Source organism: Armatimonadota bacterium, assembly GCA_029907255.1.
GTDB lineage: Bacteria > Armatimonadota > UBA5829 > DTJY01 > DTJY01 > JAIMAU01.
In genome coordinates, this window is the sequence record JARYMF010000007.1 from 1 (window position 1) to 19,165 (window position 19,165).

Annotated in this window: 33 protein-coding genes and 1 pseudogene; all 34 read left to right on the forward strand. The window is 47.8% G+C overall.

Annotation, left to right across the window (positions count from 1 at the left end):
• The coding region (gene tuf, locus QHH26_07735; GenBank protein ID MDH7481846.1) for an elongation factor Tu at positions 1-358 on the forward strand (358 nt) is incomplete at its 5' end.
• Positions 359-376: 18 nt separating this feature from the next.
• Complete coding sequence (gene rpsJ / locus QHH26_07740; GenBank protein MDH7481847.1) at positions 377-685, forward strand: 30S ribosomal protein S10; 309 nt, start codon at positions 377-379, stop codon at positions 683-685.
• Positions 686-777: 92 nt separating this feature from the next.
• Positions 778-1,398: a 50S ribosomal protein L3 gene (rplC, locus tag QHH26_07745; GenBank protein MDH7481848.1), complete on the forward strand. Its 621-nt coding sequence runs from the start codon at positions 778-780 to the stop codon at positions 1,396-1,398.
• Positions 1,399-1,428: 30 nt separating this feature from the next.
• Positions 1,429-2,055 (forward strand): 50S ribosomal protein L4, encoded by a 627-nt coding sequence (gene rplD, locus QHH26_07750; GenBank protein ID MDH7481849.1) that lies wholly within the window; start codon positions 1,429-1,431, stop codon positions 2,053-2,055.
• Positions 2,052-2,342: a 50S ribosomal protein L23 gene (gene rplW / locus QHH26_07755; protein MDH7481850.1), complete on the forward strand. Its 291-nt coding sequence runs from the start codon at positions 2,052-2,054 to the stop codon at positions 2,340-2,342. Before rplD ends, rplW begins: the two co-directional genes overlap by 4 nt.
• A gap of 6 nt (positions 2,343-2,348) precedes the next feature.
• On the forward strand, positions 2,349-3,173 hold the full coding sequence (gene rplB, locus QHH26_07760) for a 50S ribosomal protein L2 (GenBank protein MDH7481851.1): 825 nt from the start codon (positions 2,349-2,351) through the stop codon (positions 3,171-3,173).
• 11 nt (positions 3,174-3,184) lie between these two features.
• Positions 3,185-3,469 carry a 30S ribosomal protein S19 gene (rpsS, locus tag QHH26_07765; protein ID MDH7481852.1) on the forward strand — a complete coding sequence of 95 codons (285 nt, stop codon included), beginning with the start codon at positions 3,185-3,187 and terminating at the stop codon, positions 3,467-3,469.
• Positions 3,470-3,558: 89 nt separating this feature from the next.
• Positions 3,559-4,035: a 50S ribosomal protein L22 gene (rplV, locus tag QHH26_07770; GenBank protein MDH7481853.1), complete on the forward strand. Its 477-nt coding sequence runs from the start codon at positions 3,559-3,561 to the stop codon at positions 4,033-4,035.
• A gap of 17 nt (positions 4,036-4,052) precedes the next feature.
• On the forward strand, positions 4,053-4,823 hold the full coding sequence (gene rpsC / locus QHH26_07775) for a 30S ribosomal protein S3 (GenBank protein MDH7481854.1): 771 nt from the start codon (positions 4,053-4,055) through the stop codon (positions 4,821-4,823).
• A 6-nt stretch (positions 4,824-4,829) separates the two neighbouring features.
• Entirely contained in the window at positions 4,830-5,270 is a 441-nt protein-coding gene (rplP, locus tag QHH26_07780; GenBank protein MDH7481855.1) for a 50S ribosomal protein L16, read from the forward strand.
• A complete protein-coding gene (gene rpmC, locus QHH26_07785; GenBank protein ID MDH7481856.1) occupies positions 5,251-5,469 on the forward strand; it encodes a 50S ribosomal protein L29 in 219 nt (72 codons plus the stop codon). Before rplP ends, rpmC begins: the two co-directional genes overlap by 20 nt.
• A 6-nt stretch (positions 5,470-5,475) precedes the next feature.
• Positions 5,476-5,736, forward strand: a complete 261-nt coding sequence (gene rpsQ, locus QHH26_07790; protein MDH7481857.1) for a 30S ribosomal protein S17 — start codon at positions 5,476-5,478, stop codon at positions 5,734-5,736.
• Complete coding sequence (gene rplN, locus QHH26_07795; GenBank protein ID MDH7481858.1) at positions 5,733-6,101, forward strand: 50S ribosomal protein L14; 369 nt, start codon at positions 5,733-5,735, stop codon at positions 6,099-6,101. Before rpsQ ends, rplN begins: the two co-directional genes overlap by 4 nt.
• A 17-nt stretch (positions 6,102-6,118) precedes the next feature.
• Positions 6,119-6,451, forward strand: a complete 333-nt coding sequence (gene rplX, locus QHH26_07800; GenBank protein MDH7481859.1) for a 50S ribosomal protein L24 — start codon at positions 6,119-6,121, stop codon at positions 6,449-6,451.
• Positions 6,452-6,465: 14 nt separating this feature from the next.
• Positions 6,466-7,008: a 50S ribosomal protein L5 gene (rplE, locus tag QHH26_07805; GenBank protein MDH7481860.1), complete on the forward strand. Its 543-nt coding sequence runs from the start codon at positions 6,466-6,468 to the stop codon at positions 7,006-7,008.
• A gap of 9 nt (positions 7,009-7,017) precedes the next feature.
• The gene (gene fusA / locus QHH26_07810) at positions 7,018-9,102 is read left to right on the forward strand and encodes an elongation factor G (GenBank protein ID MDH7481861.1); all 2,085 of its coding nucleotides are present in this window, start codon (positions 7,018-7,020) and stop codon (positions 9,100-9,102) included.
• 18 nt (positions 9,103-9,120) lie between these two features.
• Positions 9,121-9,306, forward strand: coding sequence for a type Z 30S ribosomal protein S14 (locus QHH26_07815; GenBank protein MDH7481862.1), 186 nt, complete (start codon positions 9,121-9,123; stop codon positions 9,304-9,306).
• Positions 9,307-9,387: 81 nt separating this feature from the next.
• Positions 9,388-9,786 carry a 30S ribosomal protein S8 gene (rpsH, locus tag QHH26_07820; GenBank protein ID MDH7481863.1) on the forward strand — a complete coding sequence of 133 codons (399 nt, stop codon included), beginning with the start codon at positions 9,388-9,390 and terminating at the stop codon, positions 9,784-9,786.
• A gap of 11 nt (positions 9,787-9,797) precedes the next feature.
• A complete protein-coding gene (rplF, locus tag QHH26_07825) occupies positions 9,798-10,373 on the forward strand; it encodes a 50S ribosomal protein L6 (protein ID MDH7481864.1) in 576 nt (191 codons plus the stop codon).
• 17 nt (positions 10,374-10,390) lie between these two features.
• Positions 10,391-10,750: a 50S ribosomal protein L18 gene (gene rplR, locus QHH26_07830; GenBank protein ID MDH7481865.1), complete on the forward strand. Its 360-nt coding sequence runs from the start codon at positions 10,391-10,393 to the stop codon at positions 10,748-10,750.
• A gap of 9 nt (positions 10,751-10,759) precedes the next feature.
• Positions 10,760-11,254, forward strand: a pseudogene (rpsE, locus tag QHH26_07835) (30S ribosomal protein S5).
• 109 nt (positions 11,255-11,363) lie between these two features.
• Positions 11,364-11,576, forward strand: coding sequence for a 50S ribosomal protein L30 (rpmD, locus tag QHH26_07840; GenBank protein MDH7481866.1), 213 nt, complete (start codon positions 11,364-11,366; stop codon positions 11,574-11,576).
• Positions 11,563-11,997 (forward strand): 50S ribosomal protein L15, encoded by a 435-nt coding sequence (rplO, locus tag QHH26_07845; protein ID MDH7481867.1) that lies wholly within the window; start codon positions 11,563-11,565, stop codon positions 11,995-11,997. Before rpmD ends, rplO begins: the two co-directional genes overlap by 14 nt.
• A complete protein-coding gene (gene secY / locus QHH26_07850; GenBank protein ID MDH7481868.1) occupies positions 11,998-13,275 on the forward strand; it encodes a preprotein translocase subunit SecY in 1,278 nt (425 codons plus the stop codon). It begins immediately after the preceding gene.
• Positions 13,276-13,932 carry an adenylate kinase gene (locus QHH26_07855; protein ID MDH7481869.1) on the forward strand — a complete coding sequence of 219 codons (657 nt, stop codon included), beginning with the start codon at positions 13,276-13,278 and terminating at the stop codon, positions 13,930-13,932.
• Between the two features lie 93 nt (positions 13,933-14,025).
• Positions 14,026-14,802, forward strand: coding sequence for a type I methionyl aminopeptidase (map, locus tag QHH26_07860; GenBank protein ID MDH7481870.1), 777 nt, complete (start codon positions 14,026-14,028; stop codon positions 14,800-14,802).
• 103 nt (positions 14,803-14,905) lie between these two features.
• Positions 14,906-15,019: a 50S ribosomal protein L36 gene (rpmJ, locus tag QHH26_07865; GenBank protein MDH7481871.1), complete on the forward strand. Its 114-nt coding sequence runs from the start codon at positions 14,906-14,908 to the stop codon at positions 15,017-15,019.
• A gap of 15 nt (positions 15,020-15,034) precedes the next feature.
• Positions 15,035-15,409, forward strand: a complete 375-nt coding sequence (gene rpsM, locus QHH26_07870; GenBank protein ID MDH7481872.1) for a 30S ribosomal protein S13 — start codon at positions 15,035-15,037, stop codon at positions 15,407-15,409.
• Between the two features lie 6 nt (positions 15,410-15,415).
• Positions 15,416-15,820 (forward strand): 30S ribosomal protein S11, encoded by a 405-nt coding sequence (gene rpsK / locus QHH26_07875; GenBank protein ID MDH7481873.1) that lies wholly within the window; start codon positions 15,416-15,418, stop codon positions 15,818-15,820.
• A gap of 13 nt (positions 15,821-15,833) precedes the next feature.
• A complete protein-coding gene (gene rpsD, locus QHH26_07880; protein MDH7481874.1) occupies positions 15,834-16,460 on the forward strand; it encodes a 30S ribosomal protein S4 in 627 nt (208 codons plus the stop codon).
• Between the two features lie 13 nt (positions 16,461-16,473).
• A complete protein-coding gene (locus QHH26_07885; protein ID MDH7481875.1) occupies positions 16,474-17,493 on the forward strand; it encodes a DNA-directed RNA polymerase subunit alpha in 1,020 nt (339 codons plus the stop codon).
• A 67-nt stretch (positions 17,494-17,560) separates the two neighbouring features.
• Complete coding sequence (rplQ, locus tag QHH26_07890; protein ID MDH7481876.1) at positions 17,561-17,917, forward strand: 50S ribosomal protein L17; 357 nt, start codon at positions 17,561-17,563, stop codon at positions 17,915-17,917.
• Positions 17,918-17,949: 32 nt separating this feature from the next.
• A complete protein-coding gene (truA, locus tag QHH26_07895) occupies positions 17,950-18,684 on the forward strand; it encodes a tRNA pseudouridine(38-40) synthase TruA (GenBank protein ID MDH7481877.1) in 735 nt (244 codons plus the stop codon).
• Between the two features lie 44 nt (positions 18,685-18,728).
• A complete protein-coding gene (gene rplM / locus QHH26_07900) occupies positions 18,729-19,154 on the forward strand; it encodes a 50S ribosomal protein L13 (protein MDH7481878.1) in 426 nt (141 codons plus the stop codon).
• Positions 19,155-19,165 lie beyond the last annotated feature (11 nt).

Sequence of the window (19,165 nt, forward strand, 5' to 3'; positions counted from 1 at the left end):
AGTATTACTTCGTGGTGTAGAGCGGAAGGAGGTAGAGCGAGGCATGGTAGTAGCTAAGCCTGGTTCTATCAAGCCGCACACGAAGTTCAAGGCAGAGGTATACGTATTATCCAAGGAGGAAGGTGGGCGGCACACGCCATTTTTCAATGGTTATCGGCCGCAGTTTTACTTTAGGACGACAGATGTTACAGGCACCATCACGCTACCAGAGGGTGTAGAGATGGTAATGCCTGGAGACAACGTTTCGCTTTCAGCGGAGTTGATACAGCCGATTGCGATGGAAGAAGGTCTTCGGTTTGCGATTCGGGAAGGTGGCCACACTGTGGGCGCCGGTGTCATCTCCGCATTGATTGAGTAATGGTCGGAGGAGCAGTTTATGCGTAAGGAAAAGGTCAGGATTCGGCTCAAGGCCTACGATCACAGAATACTTGACCAGTCTGCTGAAAGAATTGTGGAGACCGCGCGTCGTACAGGCGCTAGGATCTCGGGCCCGGTTCTTTTGCCAACTGAGAAGGATATTTTCTGTGTAATCAGAGGGCCTAATATTGACAAGGAATCAATGGAGCATTTTGAAATGCGAACCCATAAGCGGCTAATTGACATAATTGAGCCGGGTCCTAAGACCATTGATGCGCTAATGAGGCTGGACCTGCCGAGCGGGGTTGATATAGAGATTAAGTTGTAGCGGAGAACCGAGGTTAGGTTTAAAGCTGGAAGTAATCCCAGTGATTGAGCCAGGACCTCGGTTACTCCTGGGTAATGGAGGAATGTGTAAAAATGATTAGTAGCATATTGGGCAGGAAAATCGGAATGACACAAGTTTTCGGCGACGGAGATGTCGTCGTTCCGGTTACTGTGATAGAAGCAGGTCCGGTTGTCGTAACACAAATACGAACGCCTGAAAAAGAAGGCTATAGCGCAGTTCAGGTTGGTTTTGGTGAAATCCGAGAAAAACTAGTAAACAAGCCGCTTGCTGGCCATTTTGCGAAGGCCGGGGTTTCACCAAAGCGCTATCTGCGAGAATTGCATGTCGAAGATACAAGCGACATACAAGTAGGGCAGGAATTCAAAGTTGATATCTTTCAGCCCGGAGACAAAGTGAACGTTACCGGTATTTCAAAGGGTAAAGGTTTTGCCGGCGCTGTTAAGCGATGGCATTTCCATGGCGGTCCAATGACCCATGGTTCAATGATACATCGCAAACCGCAGTCCGGTGGTGCAACGGACGCGGCAAGAACTTTCAAGGGTTCACGGAGGCCGGGTCGTATGGGTGGTGAAAAAGTCACTACCCGTAACCTGACTGTTGTCAAAGTTGACCCCGAAAAGAACTTGCTTCTCATTAAAGGAGCAGTTCCGGGTGCGAATGGCGGGCTTGTTATAGTATCTAAGACTTCATAATTGTAGGTTAGCAAAGGATGGAGGACAAAGATGCCTGAGGTAGCGGTGCTTAACACCGAAGGCGCCGAGGTAGGCAAAATAAACTTGGCACCTGAAATTTTCGAGGTTGAGCCAAACGAAAGCGTGGTGCACGCAGCAGTAGTTGCTCACCTTGCGAAAATTAGAAGGGGAACAGCGGATACAAAAGTACGTTCAGAGGTCAGCGGTGGAGGCGCAAAGCCTTGGCGACAGAAAGGTACTGGGCGTGCAAGGCAGGGGAGCATACGCGCACCTCATTGGCGGCATGGTGGCGTAGTGTTTGGTCCCCATCCTAGGGATTACGACCTTGATATGCCGAAAAAGGTACGAAGGCTGGCTATATGCTCGGCACTTTCTGCCAAATTGGCTGAAGGCGGGATCAAAGTAGTAGAGGATATTAAGTTAGATGAGATTAGCACAAAGAAAATGGTCGAAATTCTCGATGCTCTTGATGGCACAGGAAAAACCATGCTTGTGCTTGCAGAACCAGATGAGACAATCATAAAGTCAGCAAGGAATATTCCATCTGTAGCTGTGCGTATCTCGCCTTCAATTTCAGTGTACGACATTTTGAATGCTGATACTCTGATTTTTACTAAAGCCGCGCTCGCCAAGTTGCAGGAGGCTCAAATAAAATGAAAGATCCTTATCAGATAATTGAGCGCCCAATTGTAACGGAAAAAAGCATCGCTGGAACAGACCAGCGGAAGTATACATTTCGCGTCAACCGACGCGCAAACAAAATCGAGATAGCGAGAGCAATAGAGCAAATATTCAATGTCAAAGTTCAGGATGTGAATACAATAATCGTTAAAGGCAAGAAGAAAAGGCTTGGCCGCTATCCTGAGGGCAAAACGCCGGATTGGAAGAAAGCAATCGTTACATTGAAGCCAGGCCAAAAGATTGAAATTTTTGAAGGGATGTAATTGCAAATGCCTGTTAAGAGTTTTAGACCAACATCGCCGGGCAAAAGATTTCAGATTGTGCCAACCTTTGAGGAAATAACGGCAAAAGAACCTGAGAAGTCGCTGACACGGCCGCTAAAGAAAAGTGGTGGGCGAAATTCGCTTGGCCGCGTCACGGCTCGCCATAGAGGCGGAGGACATAAGCGCCTTTATAGGGTGATAGACTTCAAGCGCGATAAGGAAGGCATACCAGGCAAGGTTGTTAGCATTGAGTATGACCCAAACCGGTCGGCACGCATAGCGCTAGTTGTCTACGCCGATGGCGAAAAGCGTTATATATTGGCGCCGCTGGGCTTGAACGTGGGAGACACCGTAATCTCAAGCCCAACTGCAGATATAAAACCTGGTAACGTTTTGCCGTTAAGCAATATTCCTGTTGGTACAATCGTTCATAATGTTGAGCTTACACCAGGCAAAGGTGGCCAACTCGTGCGTAGCGCAGGTGCTGGTGCACAAGTAATGGCAAAAGAAGGTAAATATGCACACCTGCGGCTACCATCGGGCGAAGTACGCCTAGTTTTGCTTACCGCTAAAGCCACAATCGGACAAGTAGGCAACGTCGAACATGAGAACATTTCGCTCGGTAAAGCAGGCAAATCGCGTCATCTAGGTATCAGACCGGCGGTTCGTGGTGTAGCCATGACGCCTAGAGATCACCCGCATGGTGGTGGCGAAGGCAAATCTCCAGTTGGGCGCAAGACACCCGTGAGCCCTTGGGGTAAGCCGGCTTTAGGGCGAAAAACTAGACATCGCAAAGAAACCGACAAGTTTATCATCAAGAGAAGGAAATAGGGGGTCGAGAAATGGCGAGATCTTTAAAAAAGGGACCTTACGCTGATCCGAAGCTCTTGAAGAAAATTGAGGAAATGAATGCCAAGGGCGAAAAGCGGATTATCAAAACGTGGTCGCGTCGTTCTACGATCTTTCCTTCAATGATAGGACATACGATAGCAGTTCACGACGGACGAAAACATGTGCCAGTGTTCATTACTGAAAACATGGTGGGTCACAAACTAGGAGAGTTTGCGGTAACTAGGACATTTAGAGGACACGGTGGCCATACTGAAAGGTCAACAGCATTGAAGTAAACCTGGCAAAGCTTGGGCTACCTAAAGTTTTTAAGGGGAAGTCCAAGTTAACTTTGGTTCATCGTTTGGCAAATTATTGGAGGTTTTAAATGGAGGCAAGAGCAGTAGGGCGCTACTTAAGAGTCACACCCAGAAAAGCTAGATATGTGTTGGATTCGGTACGGGGTATGACCGCAAACGAAGCCCTAGCATTGTTAAAATTTGTACCAAATGAAGCGGCGAGATACATATCTCGCTTAATTGAATCGGCTATTGCAAACGCCGAGCATAACTATAATCTTGACAGAAATGCCTTGCGGCTATCTCGTGCTTATGTTGACCAGGGGCCATCGCTGAAGCGCATTCGGCCAAGGGCAATGGGGCGAGCATACCGAATACTTAAGCGCACAAGCCATATTACTGTTGTTTTAGAGGAGGATGAGAGCCTGAAGGCAGCGGCTTCTAAGCCGCCCAAGCAGCGCAGAAGTCCTGCCCAGCGTGTGAAGAAACAGGCTGCAGAAACTCCTGCTCCGCAAGCTCAGCCGGAAGCCCAAAAGAAAGAGCAAGCCGAGGAGACAACGGAGTAGCGAAGGAGGATAAACGATTGGGTCAGAAAGTTCATCCAATAGGTTTTAGAATCGGTGTCATACGAGATTGGGAAAGCAAGTGGTATGCCGATAAGGGGTATGCGGCTAATCTGCTTGAGGATATTCAAATTCGCAGATACATAAAGAAGAAGCTATTCGCCGCTGCCATCTCAAGAATAGAAATCGAGCGTGCCGCTAATAGGATAAAGGTCACGCTGCACACAGCGAGGCCAGGGATTATTATCGGCCGCGGCGGTAAGGGCGTTGACGAGCTGAGGCTTGCACTCGAGAAGATGACAGGCAAACAGGTCCATGTGAGCGTTCAAGAAATCCGACGTCCTGAGCTAGATGCACAATTAGTAGCCGAAAGCATAGCCGCTCAAATTGAAAAGCGAGTCTCGTATAAGAGAGCAATGCGGCAAGCCGTGCTACGAACAATGAGAATGGGCGCAAAAGGTATAAAGGTCACAGTTTCAGGCAGACTTGCTGGTGCAGAAATGGCTCGAAGCGAATCAGACAAACAAGGCAAGATACCACTTCAAACCTTGCGTGCCGACATTGATTATGGTTTTACCGAGGCTAGAACCACCTATGGCAACATTGGTGTTAAGGTTTGGATATATCGGGGAGACGTCCTTCCTGGTCAAAAGGCTGAAACAGAGACGACTAAAACACTCGAAACCATGCCATTAAGCGTAGGAAGAGAAGAGCAAAGAAACGAAGAGCGTGTTGAGAGTCGTCCACGGCGCGGCGGCAAACGTTCTGCGCGTTCCGAAGAAGGAGAGTAGCTCAAAATGTTAATGCCCAAAAAAGTCAAACATCGAAAAATGCAACGTGGTTCGTTGGCTGGCAAGGCAAAAGGTGGTACTACCTTAAACTTTGGTGAATATGGCCTTCAGGCTTTGGAATCTTGTTGGTTAACAAGCAACCAAATCGAGGCAGCCCGAATCGCGATGACCAGGCATATTAAAAGGGGCGGCCAGATCTGGATAAGAGTATTTCCAGATAAATCAGTAACAAAAAAGCCTGCGGAAACTCGAATGGGAAGTGGAAAAGGTGCACCTGAGTATTGGGTTGCAGTTGTCAAACCCGGGCGCATCTTATTTGAAATGGCAGGCGTGAGTGAAGAATTGGCAAAGGAAGCAATGAGATTGGCTTCCCACAAACTCCCAATTGCAACAAAATTTGTAACAAAGAAAGACTACGGAGAAGTTTATGAAGCGGGCACAGTATAGGGATCAACTTCGACAGAGCACTGAAGCTGAGTTGCAGCGCATGCTTCAAGATGAGAGGAGAAACCTCTTTTTGACAAGGCGTGATGCTGCTACAAAGCAATTGGAGAATCCCATGCGGATTAGAGAAATACGCAAGAATATCGCTCGCATACTGACAATTCTGCGAGAGCGAGAGCTCAAAGCCGAGAAAGGACGCTAGTAAGATATGGAAAAGCAGAGAGGTCGGCGCAAAGTAAGAAGCGGGCGTGTTGTAAGCGACAAGATGGATAAAACCGTCGTTGTTGCAATCGAGTCCGCAATTCGTCACCCCCTTTACGGACGCATAATTCGGCGAACGAAAAAGGTAAAAGCTCACGATGAGACAAATGAGTGTAGCGTTGGTGACCTTGTAGAAATAGCGGAGACTCGCCCGCTAAGTCGTGAAAAGCGCTGGAGAGTTGCACGAATTCTGGAGAAGGCAAAATGATTCAACCTTATACTCGCTTAAAATCAGCAGATAACTCGGGTGCGCGCGAGATTATGTGCATTCGAGTGCTCAAAGGTTCGAACAATCAGTTTGCAAATGTCGGCGACATAATAATCGGAACCGTAAAGTCGGCGACACCTGGGGCCGCCGTGAAGAAAGGCGATGTCGTCAGGGCAGTTGTTGTTAGGACGAAGCAACCAATACGTCGGCCAGATGGTTCGTATCTGCGATTTGACGACAATGCGGCTGTTGTTATTACAAACCAAAATGAGCCGCGTGGCACACGGATTTTTGGGCCGGTAGCCAGGGAGCTTCGAGAAAAGAACTTCATGAAAATTATATCCCTTGCTCCGGAAGTACTGTAGGGGAGATAAAGATGGGCATCAAAATCAAAAAAGGCGACGAAGTTGTAGTTTTGGCTGGCAAAGATAAAGGCGCACGGGGAAAGGTTATCCATACCTTTCCAAGGGAAGGCAAAGTTATAGTCGACGGCGTCAACATTGTTACGAGGCATCAGCGGCCAAGAAGAACAACGCGAGCAACGCCGCAGACACAGACCGGTAGAATTCAAAAGCCTGCGCCACTAGCCGTGGGAAAGGTTATGCTCATCTGCCCTCGATGTGGTAAACCTACTCGCGTAGGACATACAGTTGCTGAAGATAACAAGCGAGTAAGAGCCTGCAAGAAGTGCGGCGAAATCATAGATATGGTATAAGGGAGCACCAGACAATGGCGCGTTTGAAAGAGTATTACAAAAAAGAAGTAGTGCCTGCCATGATGAAGCAGTTTGGATACAAGAACATCATGGAGGTTCCTAGGATAGAAAAAATAGTGATAAATATGGGTGTTGGGCAGGCTGTTCAGGAGCCAAAGCTGCTTGATGGGGCTGTTCAAGACCTTTCTCTAATTACAGGTCAGCGCCCCGTGGTTACAAAAGCAAAAAAATCCATAGCTAATTTCAAAATCCGGGCAGGAATGCGAATAGGGGCAAAGGTTACCCTTCGGGGCGACCGCATGTATGAGTTCCTGGACAGGCTGTTGAATGTCGTTCTCCCGAGGGTTCGAGACTTCGGCGGAGTTTCACCAGACTCGTTTGATGGACGCGGAAACTTTGCCTTAGGGCTAAAAGAACAATTGGTCTTCCCAGAGATAGACTATGACAAAATTGATAGAGTGCGAGGAATGGACATCATAATAGTAACAACTGCCAAAACAGACGAGGAAGCTCGCGCTTTATTAAAACTTATGGGAATGCCATTCAGGGAGCGTTAGGAGGATCACGTGAAAACATATAAGGCGGACGCTATCCGAAATATAGGACTTGTGGGGCACGGAGGTTGCGGAAAAACCTCTCTAACTGAGGCTTTGCTTTTTACCTCAGGGGCAATAGACAGGCTCGGCAAGGTAGATGATGGAACAACCACTTCTGATTATGACCCAGATGAGGTAAAGCGCAAGATTAGTATAAACGCAACAATGGCGCCCTGCGAGTGGAAGAACGTCAAGGTCAACTTGATTGACACACCGGGATATGCTGATTTTGTAGGCGATGTAAAAGGTGCGTTAAGGGTATCTGATGCTGTGGTCATAGTTGTTTGCGCAGTCTCAGGCATCGAAGTAGGCGTGGAAACAGCATGGGATTTCGCCGACGAATATGGCGTTCCCAGAGCCTTTTTTATCAATAAAATGGAACGCGAAAACGCAGACTTTTACGCCGTCTACGAGGCATTAAAGGTTCGCTACGGTTCCCGAGTTGTACCTTTGAATCTTCCGATTGGTTCTCAAGATACGTTCAAGGGAGTTGTAGACCTTATTAACATGAAAGCAATCACCGGCGCTGGCAACCAAGCTTCTGTGGGTGAAATCCCAAGTGATATGGCCGAGGCTGTTGCAAAATTCCGCGAGGCTTTGGTTGAAGCTGCCGCAGAGAATGAAGATGAGCTTGTAACTAAGTACCTTGAAGGCGAAGAACTCACAAACGAGGAAGTTGCGCTAGGCGTTCGCTTGGGAATTAGAGCAGGTAAGCTGGTTCCGGTATTTTGCGGGTCAGCACTAAAGAATATTGGTTCAATAACTCTTTTGGATAGCATGGTCCAATACTTCCCGGCGGCTAGCGATATGCCGCCTGCCAAAGGTAAGGACCCACAAAGGAATGCCGAAGTCGAACGGAAGATTTCGGATACTGAGCCATTCTCGGCGCTTGTATTTAAAACACTAGCAGACCCGTATGTAGGAAAGCTAACGTACTTTAAGGTGTACTCCGGCATATTAAAGTCGGATTCGCATGCTTTCAATTCAACCAAAGGCATAGAAGAGCGTATAGGGCAAGTTTATTTCCTTAGAGGCAAAAATCAAATTCCTGCCGCGGAAGTTCACGCTGGCGACATAGCAGCAGTTGCCAAACTTTCTGAAACTAGCACTGGTGATACCTTGTGCGATAAGGCGAATCCAATTGTTTATGAGCCAATAGAGTTTCCGCCACCGGTCTATTCCGTGGCAATTCAGGCAAAAACAAAAGCCGATGAGGACAAGCTTGGTACTGGATTGGCAAAATTGGCTGACGAAGACCCGACTTTCCACTACCATCGCGATCCCGAGACGGCTCAAACGCTGGTTTCGGGTCTTGGCGAAACCCACGTAGAGATAATCGTGGATCGACTCAAGAGAAAGTTCGGTGTGGAGGTCGAAACGCAGCTACCAAAAGTGCCCTACCGAGAGACGATTCAAGTAGCAGCAAAAGCCCAAGGGAAACACAAGAAGCAAACAGGTGGCCGAGGGCAATACGGCGATGCTTGGATAGAGATCGAACCTTTGGAAAGAGGCAAGGGATTCGAATTCGTAGACAAGATTGTCGGCGGCGCAATCCCGAAGCAATACATACCTGCCGTCGAAAAAGGCGTGCGAGAAGCAATGGAGCGAGGCATTTTGGCAGGGTATCCGGTTGTGGACGTGCGGGCTACAGTTTATGATGGCTCGTTCCACACGGTAGATTCCTCCGAACTAGCGTTTAAGTTAGCAGGCAGTCTCGCTTTCCAAAATGCGGCAGAGAAAGCATCACCGGTGTTGCTGGAGCCGATGTTGAATGTAGAGGTCGTAATACCTGAGGAATATATGGGCGACGTCATCGGTGATTTAAACGGGAAACGTGGGCGCATCTCTGGCATGGAACCACTTCCAGGTGGAAAGCAGAGGGTGCGCGCCATAGTGCCGCAAGCGGAAATGTTGAGATATGCAATTGATTTGCGCTCTATTGCAAGAGGAAGGGGCACATTTAAAACAGAGTTCTCGCACTATGAGGAAGTGCCCGCGCATATTGCTCAGCAAATAATTGAGCAACGCAAGAAAGAGCGAGAGAAAGAAGAGTAGTCAATAAGGAGGAGCTAGTTGGCAAAACAGGCACTTATTGAAAAAGCCAAAAAGACGCCGAAGTTCAAGGTTCGCAAGTATAATAGGTGCGGTGTATGCGGTAGACCCCGCGGATACATGCGAAAATTCGGCATCTGTAGGATTTGCTTTAGAGAATTGGCTCATAAGGGAGTCATCCCTGGCGTAACCAAATCCAGCTGGTGAGCTTGGAGTAGGTTGAGTAAGCTGTTCGGCATTGACAGCTAGCATTTGAAAAGTTGCGCACAGGGCACATGGAGGAAACTTATGTCAATTACCGATCCAATTGCAGATATGCTAACCAGGATTCGAAACGCAAATGCAGCAGGTCACGAAAGTACCGAAGTTGATATGTCGAAGATTAACCTGGAGATAGTCAAAATTCTGCAATCCGAAGGATTTATCAAAAGTTATGAAATAGTTAAGGGCCAGACACATGACCTAATAAAGGTCCACCTAAAATATGGCCCTCGAAAGGAAAAAGTCATTACAAACCTGAAGCGCGTGAGCAAACCAGGCTTGCGAATATATGCGAAAAAGGGAGAAATCCCACGAGTTCTTGGCAGTCTGGGCATAGCAATAATCAGCACGTCGAAAGGTATAATGACCGACCGCGAGGCCAGAAGGTTAGGAGTGGGCGGCGAGGTCTTGTGCTATGTCTGGTAGGAGGGCTTAGGATGTCTAGAATTGGCAAGATGCCCATTCCAATCCCGGAAGGGGTCAAAGTAGATATAACGGACAATGTAGTTACGGTAACCGGACCCAAAGGTACTTTGTCGCAAAGAATTCATCCCGATATGGATGTAGCGATAGAAGACAAAAGTATTGTGGTGCGTCGGCCCTCAGACGATAGGCTGCACAGATCGCTTCATGGGCTTACTCGAACATTGATTGCCAACATGGTTGAAGGCGTAACAAAAGGCTTCGAGAAAGTCCTGCACATCTACGGAACCGGCTACCGCGCAGAGTTGGTAGGTAAGAATTTGAGCATACAAGTCGGCTACTCGCACCCAGTTATCGTTGAGCCGAGGCCGGGGATTTCTTTTGAGGTTGGCCAAACATCGGTGCAATATGAGGGTCGTGAGACCAGAATACCAGTCATTACCGTACGCGGTATAGACAAGCAAGTTGTTGGCCAACAGGCAGCCGATATTCGTCGGATACGCAAGCCTGAGCCTTATAAGGGCAAAGGTATTAGATATGCAACAGAAGTTGTGCGTCGTAAAGTCGGAAAGAGCGGCAAGGGCGCTTAGTGGAGGTATTTAACTATATGAATAAAAAGCAGTTAATGCGCCTTAAGAGACACGAGCGAATAAGGAAGCGCGTTATGGGTGTGCCTGAACGCCCTAGATTGAATGTCTTCCGCAGCCTCTACAATATATATGCTCAAATAATTGATGATACAAAAGGCCAAACGCTGGTCTCAGCGTCCACACTCGACAAAGAAATTAAGGAAAAGATCAAGAGTGGGGGAACTGTAGAAGCTGCGAAAGCCGTTGGCGAATTGCTGGCGCAGCGTGCCAAAGAAAAGAAAATTACGAAAGTGGTATTCGACCGCGGTGGCTATAAGTATCACGGCAGGGTGAAAAGCCTGGCGGAGGCTGCGAGAGCAGGCGGATTGGAATTCTAGGAGGATTTTATGCCGAGAATCGAAGCAGATAAGCTGAACCTGGAGGAGCGGGTTATTCGGACAAACAAGGTCCAGAAAACTCATAAAGGGGGTCGCACCCTCAGCTGGAATGCTCTGGTAGTGGTTGGTGACGGAGAAGGCCATGTCGGCTTAGGCTTAGGCAAGGCACGTGCTGTTCCTGACGCTATACGCAAAGGCGTTGAGGATGCGAAAAAGAACCTAATAGAAATTCCATTGGTCGGCACGACAATCCCTCATGATGTGATAGGACAAGCTGGTGCGTCAATGGTACTTTTAAAGCCGGCATCCCCAGGTACTGGCATTGTAGCGGGAGGGGCGGTGCGGCCAATCCTCGAAGTGGCAGGCATTCGTGATGCGTTGGCAAAGTCATTAGGTTCACCAAACGCCATAAACACTGCGAGAGCGACAATAGACTGCCTGCGAAAGCTTAAAAGAGCCGAGCAGGTTGCCCAAATGAGGGGCAAGTCTATCGAAGAACTTCTTCCGAAGGGTGTCCTAGCTGTAATGGCTACTACTGAAACAACCCCTAGCTTCGAGACGGCAAGTGAGGAGAAAGAAGAAGCAATGTTGGCTGCTTCGGAGGACGAGTCAAATGATTAAAATTACTCTAAAAAAGAGTCCCATAGGCTATAGTGAAAAACAGCGGCGGACCCTGACGGCGCTAGGTCTCAGGCGACTAAACTCGTCAACTATAAAACCGGATAATCCGCAAATCCGCGGGATGGTTAAGAGGGTTATTCATCTTGTGGAAGTAGAGCCGGTTGAAAATGATGCGGTAGGAGGCAAAGAAAGTGAGACTAAGTGAGCTAAAGCCAGCACCTGGTGCCGTCCACCGGCGGAAGCGCGTTGGAAGGGGAATAGGCTCGGGCCATGGAGTGACTGCGGGTAAAGGAACGAAAGGTCAAAAGGCTAGAGGAAAAATACGCCTGGGCTTCGAAGGCGGCCAAACTCCTCTACATCGCAGGCTGCCCCAACGCCGTGGTTTTACAAACATATTCAAAAAAGAATACGCCATCGTTAATCTAGACCAATTGGCAAAGCTAAGCGAAGACACCATAACGCCAGAGCTTCTTCTGGAAAAAGGGATAATAAAAGATCTTAAAGAAGGCCTTCGGGTTTTGGGGCGAGGAGATATTGATAGAGCAATAACGGTGCGTGCACACTATTTTAGCAAAACAGCTGAAGAAAAAATCAAAGCTAAAGGTGGAACAACGGAGGTAATTTAATTGCTCCAATCCATTATCGCAGCATTTAAGCTTCCCGACCTGCGGAGGCGAATATTATTCGTGTTTGGTATGTTCGCAGTCTTTGTTATCGGACTGCACATACCTGTTCCGGGTATTGATCGCGAAAAAATGGCGGAACTGTTCCAGCAAGGCGGCTTGCTGGGAATGGTTGACGTGTTTTCAGGCGGCGCGTTAAAGAAGTATACAATACTTGCAATGGGAATCGCGCCCTACATTACCGCGTCCATTATCATGCAGCTCCTGACGGTCGCTGTACCTAGCCTCGAAGCTATGGCAAAAGAAGGAGAGCATGGAAGGAAAAAGATAGCGCAGTATACTCGCTATCTCACGGTCGTCTTGGCGGCATTTCAGGCTGCGGGAATGAACAGTATGCTTCAGCGTAGCGGCATTCTTCAGGCGTCACCATGGCACTTCACCCAGATCGTCGTAACCCTTACAGCAGGAACAGCATTCCTAATGTGGATGGGCGAACAGATTCAGGATAAGGGTATTGGCAATGGTGTGTCGCTGATGATTTTTGTTGGAATTGTGGCTAGCTTGCCGCCGCAAATAATGAGCACAATACAAATGATTCAAGGTGGGGCATACCCAATTCCAAAAGTTGTGGCATTAATAGTACTGTTCATTGGCACCATCGTGGGAATTGTTGCCGTTCAGCAAGCGCAGAGAAAAATACCTATTCAGCATGTAAAAAGAGTTGTCGGCAACAAAGTATATGGCGGGGCAACTTCGTACATGCCGCTGCGGGTAAACTCTGCAGGCGTTATCCCAATCATCTTTGCAATCTCGATACAGATGTTTCCTGCTACCATTGCGCAATTTGCAGGTAGCGGAAAATTCGGAGAGACGGTTAGGTATATAGCTCATTTATTCTCACCTGGTGCGAGCATCTGGGCAGCAATCGTTTATGCCGCCCTTATCATATTCTTCACGTATTTCTATACGGCTGTGCAGTTCAATGTGCCTGAAGTTGCCGAAAATATGAAGAAATATGGTTCATTTATACCTGGAATCAGACCTGGGAAGCCGACGCTAGAATACCTTGACCGCGTAATGACGAGAATAACGCTAGGAGGCGCGATTTTCTTGTGTATTATCGCTCTGCTCCAATATTGGGCGCCTCAGCTTACAGGAATACAGACATTCTACCTAGTTGGTGGTACATCACTTCTAATTGTAGTTGGTGTGGCACTTGAGACAATGCAAGCCATTGAAGCTCAGCTTCTCATGAGGCATTACGAGGGATTCATTAAGTAAATGAGGTTAGTATTATTGGGGCCGCCCGGAGCAGGTAAAGGCACGCAGGCGTCGCTTATTTCTAAAAAATATAAAATACCGCATATCTCAACAGGAGATATTCTAAGAGAAGCAGTAAAACAAGGCACGGAACTAGGACGTAGAGCCCAGGAGTATATGCAAAAGGGCGAACTAGTGCCGGACGAAATCGTGATTGGCATTGTAGTGGAGCGCATCCAACAGCCTGATTGCCAAAACGGATTCATGCTTGACGGGTTTCCGCGAACGGTAGTTCAGGCAGAAGCGCTCGACGAGGAGCTTCGTAAGCGCAACCAAGAATTGGATGCTGTTCTTTGTTTCGAAGTTGATGAAGAGGAAATAGTTCGCAGAATCAGCGGGCGTCGTGTTTGCAAGAAATGCGGCGCCGTATACAATGTTAATAATTTAACCTCTAGGGAAGAGGATGGAATTTGCGACAAATGCGGTGGTAGGTTAGTAACCCGACCTGACGACGAACCAGAAGCCGTGCGCAGGAGGCTGCAGGTCTATAAAAATCAAACAGAACCATTAATTGATTACTACCGCCAAAAAAGCATTTTAAAGACAGTAAGAGCAGTAGGAGCGGTTCAAGAGATATTTGCTAGGGTTGAAAAGATTCTTGGAAGTGGTGATGTTTAAAGGCGCATAGTTCGGACCGGGGTTTTGTCGGTGGTTATATGCCAATAAGACAAAGCCACAGCCTTTCAGTGCAGTCCATCTAAGCCGATTGGCATGATAATAATTAAAACAAAGCAAGAAATCGAAAAAATGCGCCGAGCTGGGCGGGTAGTTGCAGCTGCACTAACGCAGCTTGAGGCTTCAATAATCCCAAACAAAACTACCACTGCCGATCTTGATAAGCTAGCGGCTTCAATTCTAGAAAAATGGAACGCTGCACCATCGTTTAAGGGTTACCGTGGCTACCCAGCGGTGATATGTGTTGCAGTAAATGAAGAAGTGGTTCATGGGATACCTGGCCCAAGAGTACTTAAAGAAGGTGATATAGTCGGAATTGACATTGGCGCTATCGTGGAAGGCTATCATGCCGATTCGGCGATAACTGTAGGCGTAGGCGAAATCTCTCCGCTAGCTGCGAAATTGATAAGAGTCACGAGGGAAGCCCTATTCTGTGGGATTGCAAAGGCACGGGTAGGTAATAGACTTACTGATATTTCAGCAGCAATCCAAGAGCACGCTGAAAAGAACAACTTCTCAGTTGTGCGTGATTTAGTTGGACATGGTATCGGCCGAAGTATGCACGAAGATCCACAAGTGCCGAACTTTGGCCGTCCAGGGCGGGGACCGCGTTTGGAGGAAGGCATGACTTTGGCCATTGAGCCAATGTTGAATGCAGGAGGCTACCAGGTAGAAAGCCTCCAAGATCAATGGACGATAGTAACGAAAGATAGAAGCCTTTCGGCTCATTTTGAGCATACTGTCGCAGTTACATCAAAGGGACCAGATATCCTTACTTTGCGGGAAGGGGAAGAAATCCCTGCGTTAAAATAAACAGAGCAGACCTTGATAAAAGACTAGTTTTTATGTATAATAAAAAATCTGCGCCGGCTTTGTTAAAAGAAAAGCAAAAAGAGCAAGCAAATGGAGGCAGATAGTGAAAGTTAGAGCTTCTGTGAAGAAAATTTGTGACAAATGCAAAATAATCCGACGCGAAGGTGTCGTGCGGGTGATTTGCGTAAACCCCAAGCATAAACAGCGGCAAGGGTAGGTGGAGGTGTAAAGTTTGGCTAGAATAGCAGGTGTAGATCTACCCCGCGATAAGCGGGTTGACGTGGCGCTCACTTATATTTATGGCATTGGGCCCTCAAGCAGCCGCAAGATTTTAGAGCAGACGGGCGTCGAGCCAAGTACGCGAGTACGTGACTTAACGGAGTCCGAGGTTAGCAAACTCCGAGAAGTTATCGAACGCGAATACCGCGTAGAAGGAGACCTTCGGCGGCAGGTTGCAATGAATATAAGGCGTCTCATGGAGATTGGTTGCTATCGAGGGCTGAGACACCGTCGTGGCTTGCCGGTAAGAGGGCAAAGAACCAGCACAAACGCACGCACCCGCAAGGGTCCGCGACGAACCGTCGGAGTCAAGAGGAAGAAGAAATAAGGAGGTATCCCGGGCGTGGCTAAAAAGGCAGCAGCCGCAAAAGGCAAACCAAAAGAAAAGAAAAACATTGCTCAAGGGATCGCCCATATCAAATCGACATTCAATAATACAATCGTTTCTATCACCGATACCAAGGGTGAGGTTATAGCTTGGGCTTCCGCGGGTACTGTTGGTTTTAAAGGTACTAAAAAAGGTACGCCATTTGCAGCGCAGATGGCGGCGGAGTCATGTGCCCGCAAGGCAATGGAACATGGAGTTAAGCGAGTTGACGTTTATGTTCGAGGCCCAGGCTCAGGTCGAGAGACTGCAATTCGTTCACTCCAGGCGGTTGGACTGGATGTTAGCTCGATCAAAGATGTTACGCCTATTCCACATAATGGGTGCAGGCCACCCAAGAGGCGAAGAGTTTAGGAGAAGATAGACAATGGCTGTTACATCTGGAGCTGTTTGCAGGATGTGTCGTCGGGAAGGCATGAAGCTTTTCCTGAAAGGCGAGCGTTGCTATTCAAGAAAGTGTTCTTTTGAAAGGAGAAGCTATCCTCCCGGTCAACATGGTCAGACACGTCCAGGCAAGATAAAAGAGTACGGAGCTCAGCTTAGAGAAAAACAGAAACTGCGCAGAATCTATGGCGTCAGAGAGACACAACTTCGAATCTATATCAAAGAGGCTATACGCAGGAGGGGTGTTACTGGCGAAACACTGCTCCAGTTGCTGGAGTCAAGGCTTGACAACGTAGTTTACAGGCTGGGATTCGCATCTTCTCGAGCGATGGCACGTGAACTCGTAAGCCACGGACATTTCCTGGTTAACGAACAAAAGGTTAACACACCTTCCTATCTTGTCAAACCGGGCGATGTCATCGAAGTTAAGCCTAAAAGTAAGGACATTATTCCCATCGTGGAATCTCTTCAAGCAACTGCGGGCAGAGTACCACCCTGGCTCGAACTCGACGCGGAAGCAAAAAAGGGTAGGGTACTGCGATTACCTACTCGGGAAGAGATAGACACTCAGGTTGATGAAACACTAATCGTCGAGTTCTATTCAAGATAATGGAGATGAAGATATGGAAGCAATTACGCCGCGCATAGAGGCTTTGTCTCAGACAGATACATATGGCAAATTCCTTGTCGAACCTCTGGAGCGAGGATTTGGAACAACCTTAGGTAACTCGCTCCGGCGCATATTACTGTCATCCATCCCCGGTGCGGCTATTACCTCCGTTAAAATCGAGGGGGTATTGCACGAATTCTCAACAATACCGGGTGTAAAGGAAGATACAACGGAGCTTCTTCTGAACCTGAAAGACCTTCATATAAAGCTCCACCATGATGGAGCGGGCAGATCAGAGCCTAAAACAATATGGATTGATGTAAAAGGCGCAGGAGAAGTTACCGGTGCCGATATTCGCACGCCTGCCGAGGTTGAAATTGTTAACCCAGAGCTCCACATAGCAACCATCAGCGACGAATCGGCTGGTCTTTCCATGGAGATGACCGTGGAGCTTGGCAAAGGATATGTACTGCCTGAAAAACACGAGAGAGTCAAGTCAACAATCGGCGTAATTCCAGTCGGAGCTGCGTTTACTCCTGTTAGAAAAGTAAACTTTATTGTAGAGCCAACAAGAGTAGGCCACAGAACGGACTTCGAGCGTCTCATATTAGAGATCTGGACAACCGGTGCAATCTCGCCGAAAGATGCTCTCGGCAAGTCTGCAGAGATACTTGAGCGGCATATTCGGTTGTTTAGAGACTTTGCAGGAGGCGCAGGAGAGGAATCACCTGTAACTCAAGGAACAGTCGGCGATGAAGCCCAGCCTGCAGTCAGAGATGTAAGAATTGAGGAACTAGACTTCTCAGTTCGGACATATAACTGCCTTAAGAAAGCAAATATTATGACAATTGGCGAGCTAGTACAAATTAGTGAACAGGATTTAATGGGCATCAGGAACTTTGGTAAGAAATCGCTCGCAGAGGTAAAAGAAAAGCTTGCGCAGATGGGCTTAAGTCTCAAAAAGGTAGGCGGTGAATCGGCAACCGAGGATATAGAATCGGAACAAGGCGAGGAGGCTGAAGCTGAGTACTAAGCTCAAATAAGAATAACTTGAGAATGTAGTCCAGCCTTAGCGTTCTTGGAAAGGGAATGTTTTTAAAATGCGACATAGAGTAGCATGGAGAAAATTTGGATTACCTAGCGACCAAAGAATGGCTCTACTTAAGAGCCTTCTGCGTGCTCTGATCGAGCGCGGAGAAATCCAGACAACAGAAGCTCGCGCAAAAGACCTGCGAAGCATAGCGGAAAAGGTTATAACAATCGCGAAGACCGACAGCCTGCATGCTAGACGACAGGCACGCAGATGGCTGAACGACGAAAATCTGGTCAAAGTGCTTTTTGATAATATTGCTCCCAAAGTTGCCGAGAAACCTGGGGGCTATACCAGAATTACAAAACTTGGTTTCCGACGGGGCGATGCTGCTCCAATGGTTAAAATAGAGCTTGCTACTGACTAGACAACGGTGAAGTTAGCTAAACAAGACACGTCGTGCGCAATATCAAGGCTGTCATAGATTACGACGGTACCGATTTCTTCGGATTTCAAAAGCAGCCGAAGGTACGCACAGTTCAAGGAGAACTTGAAGCTGCTCTCGGCAAGCTCCTTAACGAGCCGGTTAGAGTTATTGGAGCAGGTCGAACTGATGCGGGAGTCCACGCGACAGGGCAAGTAATCAGTTTTCGTGCTGGGGGCACCATACCGATAGACAGGTTCCGCCCCGCACTTAATGGCATACTGCCAAAAGATATTAGGATAAAGACAGTCGAGCAAGTCTCGGATGAATTTCATGCTAGGTATTCGGCAAAGGCGCGGACATATGTGTATTCGATTCTAAACCGCGAGATTCCGTCTGCGCTTCTCGAGCGATATACTTGGCAGATAATTCAACCGCTGGACATTGAGAAAATGATTGCCGCCGCGCAAAAGCTTATTGGCATTCACGACTTTGCTTCGTTTGGAATGCCTGATAAGGCTGGTGCGAGCACTGTTCGAAATCTCTGCGAATGTCGTATCTGGCGGCAAAAAGATCTTGTTCTTATCAAAATCAAAGCGAATGCATTTTTAAGAGGCATGGCGCGCGCTATCGTTGGCACGCTGGTCGAAATTGGTCAGGGAATACTTCCTGTAGAAGGGATAGTTGAGATTTTGGCAGCTAGAAATCGACAAGCAGTGCGTTTAACAGCGCCGCCGCAAGGGTTATTTTTGGTCAAAGTGGATTATTAAAAAGTTTTTGCATTTTTATTCGTTATAGTTTCGGGAGGATTTACATGAAAACCTATACGGCAAAGCCGCAGGAAATACAACGAACGTGGTACGTAGTCGATGCTGCTGGTAAGCCGCTCGGTCGTCTTGCCTCTCAGGTAGCAAAGATTTTGCGTGGCAAGCATAAGGCAATCTTTACGCCGCATGTAGACACCGGAGACCATGTAATCATTATAAATGCAGAAAAAGTAGTCCTAACAGGCAAAAAGGCAGGCGAGCCCATATATTGGCACTCGGGTTATCCGGGGGGCTTAAAGAGCACGACTTATGGCAAAATGCTTTCTGAAAAGCCGGAGCAGCTTATCAGAAGAGCGATTAAAGGGATGCTTCCACATAATGCACTAGGTAGGAAAATTTTTAGGAAACTCAAAGTTTATCGAGGCGCCGAACATCCTCATGAGGCACAGAAGCCAGAGGCGCTTGAGATTTAGGAGGAAACACG

Excerpts from the sequence above, each read along its gene's own strand:
- rpsJ (MDH7481847.1), top strand. The coding sequence starts at position 377 with ATGCGTAAGGAAAAGGTCAGGATTCGGCTCAAGGCCTACGATCACAGA.
- rplC (MDH7481848.1), top strand. The coding sequence starts at position 778 with ATGATTAGTAGCATATTGGGCAGGAAAATCGGAATGACACAAGTTTTC.
- rplD (MDH7481849.1), top strand. The coding sequence starts at position 1,429 with ATGCCTGAGGTAGCGGTGCTTAACACCGAAGGCGCCGAGGTAGGCAAA.
- rplW (MDH7481850.1), top strand. The coding sequence starts at position 2,052 with ATGAAAGATCCTTATCAGATAATTGAGCGCCCAATTGTAACGGAAAAA.
- rplB (MDH7481851.1), top strand. The coding sequence starts at position 2,349 with ATGCCTGTTAAGAGTTTTAGACCAACATCGCCGGGCAAAAGATTTCAG.
- rpsS (MDH7481852.1), top strand. The coding sequence starts at position 3,185 with ATGGCGAGATCTTTAAAAAAGGGACCTTACGCTGATCCGAAGCTCTTG.
- rplV (MDH7481853.1), top strand. The coding sequence starts at position 3,559 with ATGGAGGCAAGAGCAGTAGGGCGCTACTTAAGAGTCACACCCAGAAAA.
- rplP (MDH7481855.1), top strand. The coding sequence starts at position 4,830 with ATGTTAATGCCCAAAAAAGTCAAACATCGAAAAATGCAACGTGGTTCG.
- rpmC (MDH7481856.1), top strand. The coding sequence starts at position 5,251 with ATGAAGCGGGCACAGTATAGGGATCAACTTCGACAGAGCACTGAAGCT.
- rpsQ (MDH7481857.1), top strand. The coding sequence starts at position 5,476 with ATGGAAAAGCAGAGAGGTCGGCGCAAAGTAAGAAGCGGGCGTGTTGTA.
- rplN (MDH7481858.1), top strand. The coding sequence starts at position 5,733 with ATGATTCAACCTTATACTCGCTTAAAATCAGCAGATAACTCGGGTGCG.
- rplE (MDH7481860.1), top strand. The coding sequence starts at position 6,466 with ATGGCGCGTTTGAAAGAGTATTACAAAAAAGAAGTAGTGCCTGCCATG.
- rpsH (MDH7481863.1), top strand. The coding sequence starts at position 9,388 with ATGTCAATTACCGATCCAATTGCAGATATGCTAACCAGGATTCGAAAC.
- rplF (MDH7481864.1), top strand. The coding sequence starts at position 9,798 with ATGTCTAGAATTGGCAAGATGCCCATTCCAATCCCGGAAGGGGTCAAA.
- rplR (MDH7481865.1), top strand. The coding sequence starts at position 10,391 with ATGAATAAAAAGCAGTTAATGCGCCTTAAGAGACACGAGCGAATAAGG.
- rpmD (MDH7481866.1), top strand. The coding sequence starts at position 11,364 with ATGATTAAAATTACTCTAAAAAAGAGTCCCATAGGCTATAGTGAAAAA.
- QHH26_07855 (MDH7481869.1), top strand. The coding sequence starts at position 13,276 with ATGAGGTTAGTATTATTGGGGCCGCCCGGAGCAGGTAAAGGCACGCAG.
- map (MDH7481870.1), top strand. The coding sequence starts at position 14,026 with ATGATAATAATTAAAACAAAGCAAGAAATCGAAAAAATGCGCCGAGCT.
- rpsD (MDH7481874.1), top strand. The coding sequence starts at position 15,834 with ATGGCTGTTACATCTGGAGCTGTTTGCAGGATGTGTCGTCGGGAAGGC.
- QHH26_07885 (MDH7481875.1), top strand. The coding sequence starts at position 16,474 with ATGGAAGCAATTACGCCGCGCATAGAGGCTTTGTCTCAGACAGATACA.
- rplQ (MDH7481876.1), top strand. The coding sequence starts at position 17,561 with ATGCGACATAGAGTAGCATGGAGAAAATTTGGATTACCTAGCGACCAA.
- rplM (MDH7481878.1), top strand. The coding sequence starts at position 18,729 with ATGAAAACCTATACGGCAAAGCCGCAGGAAATACAACGAACGTGGTAC.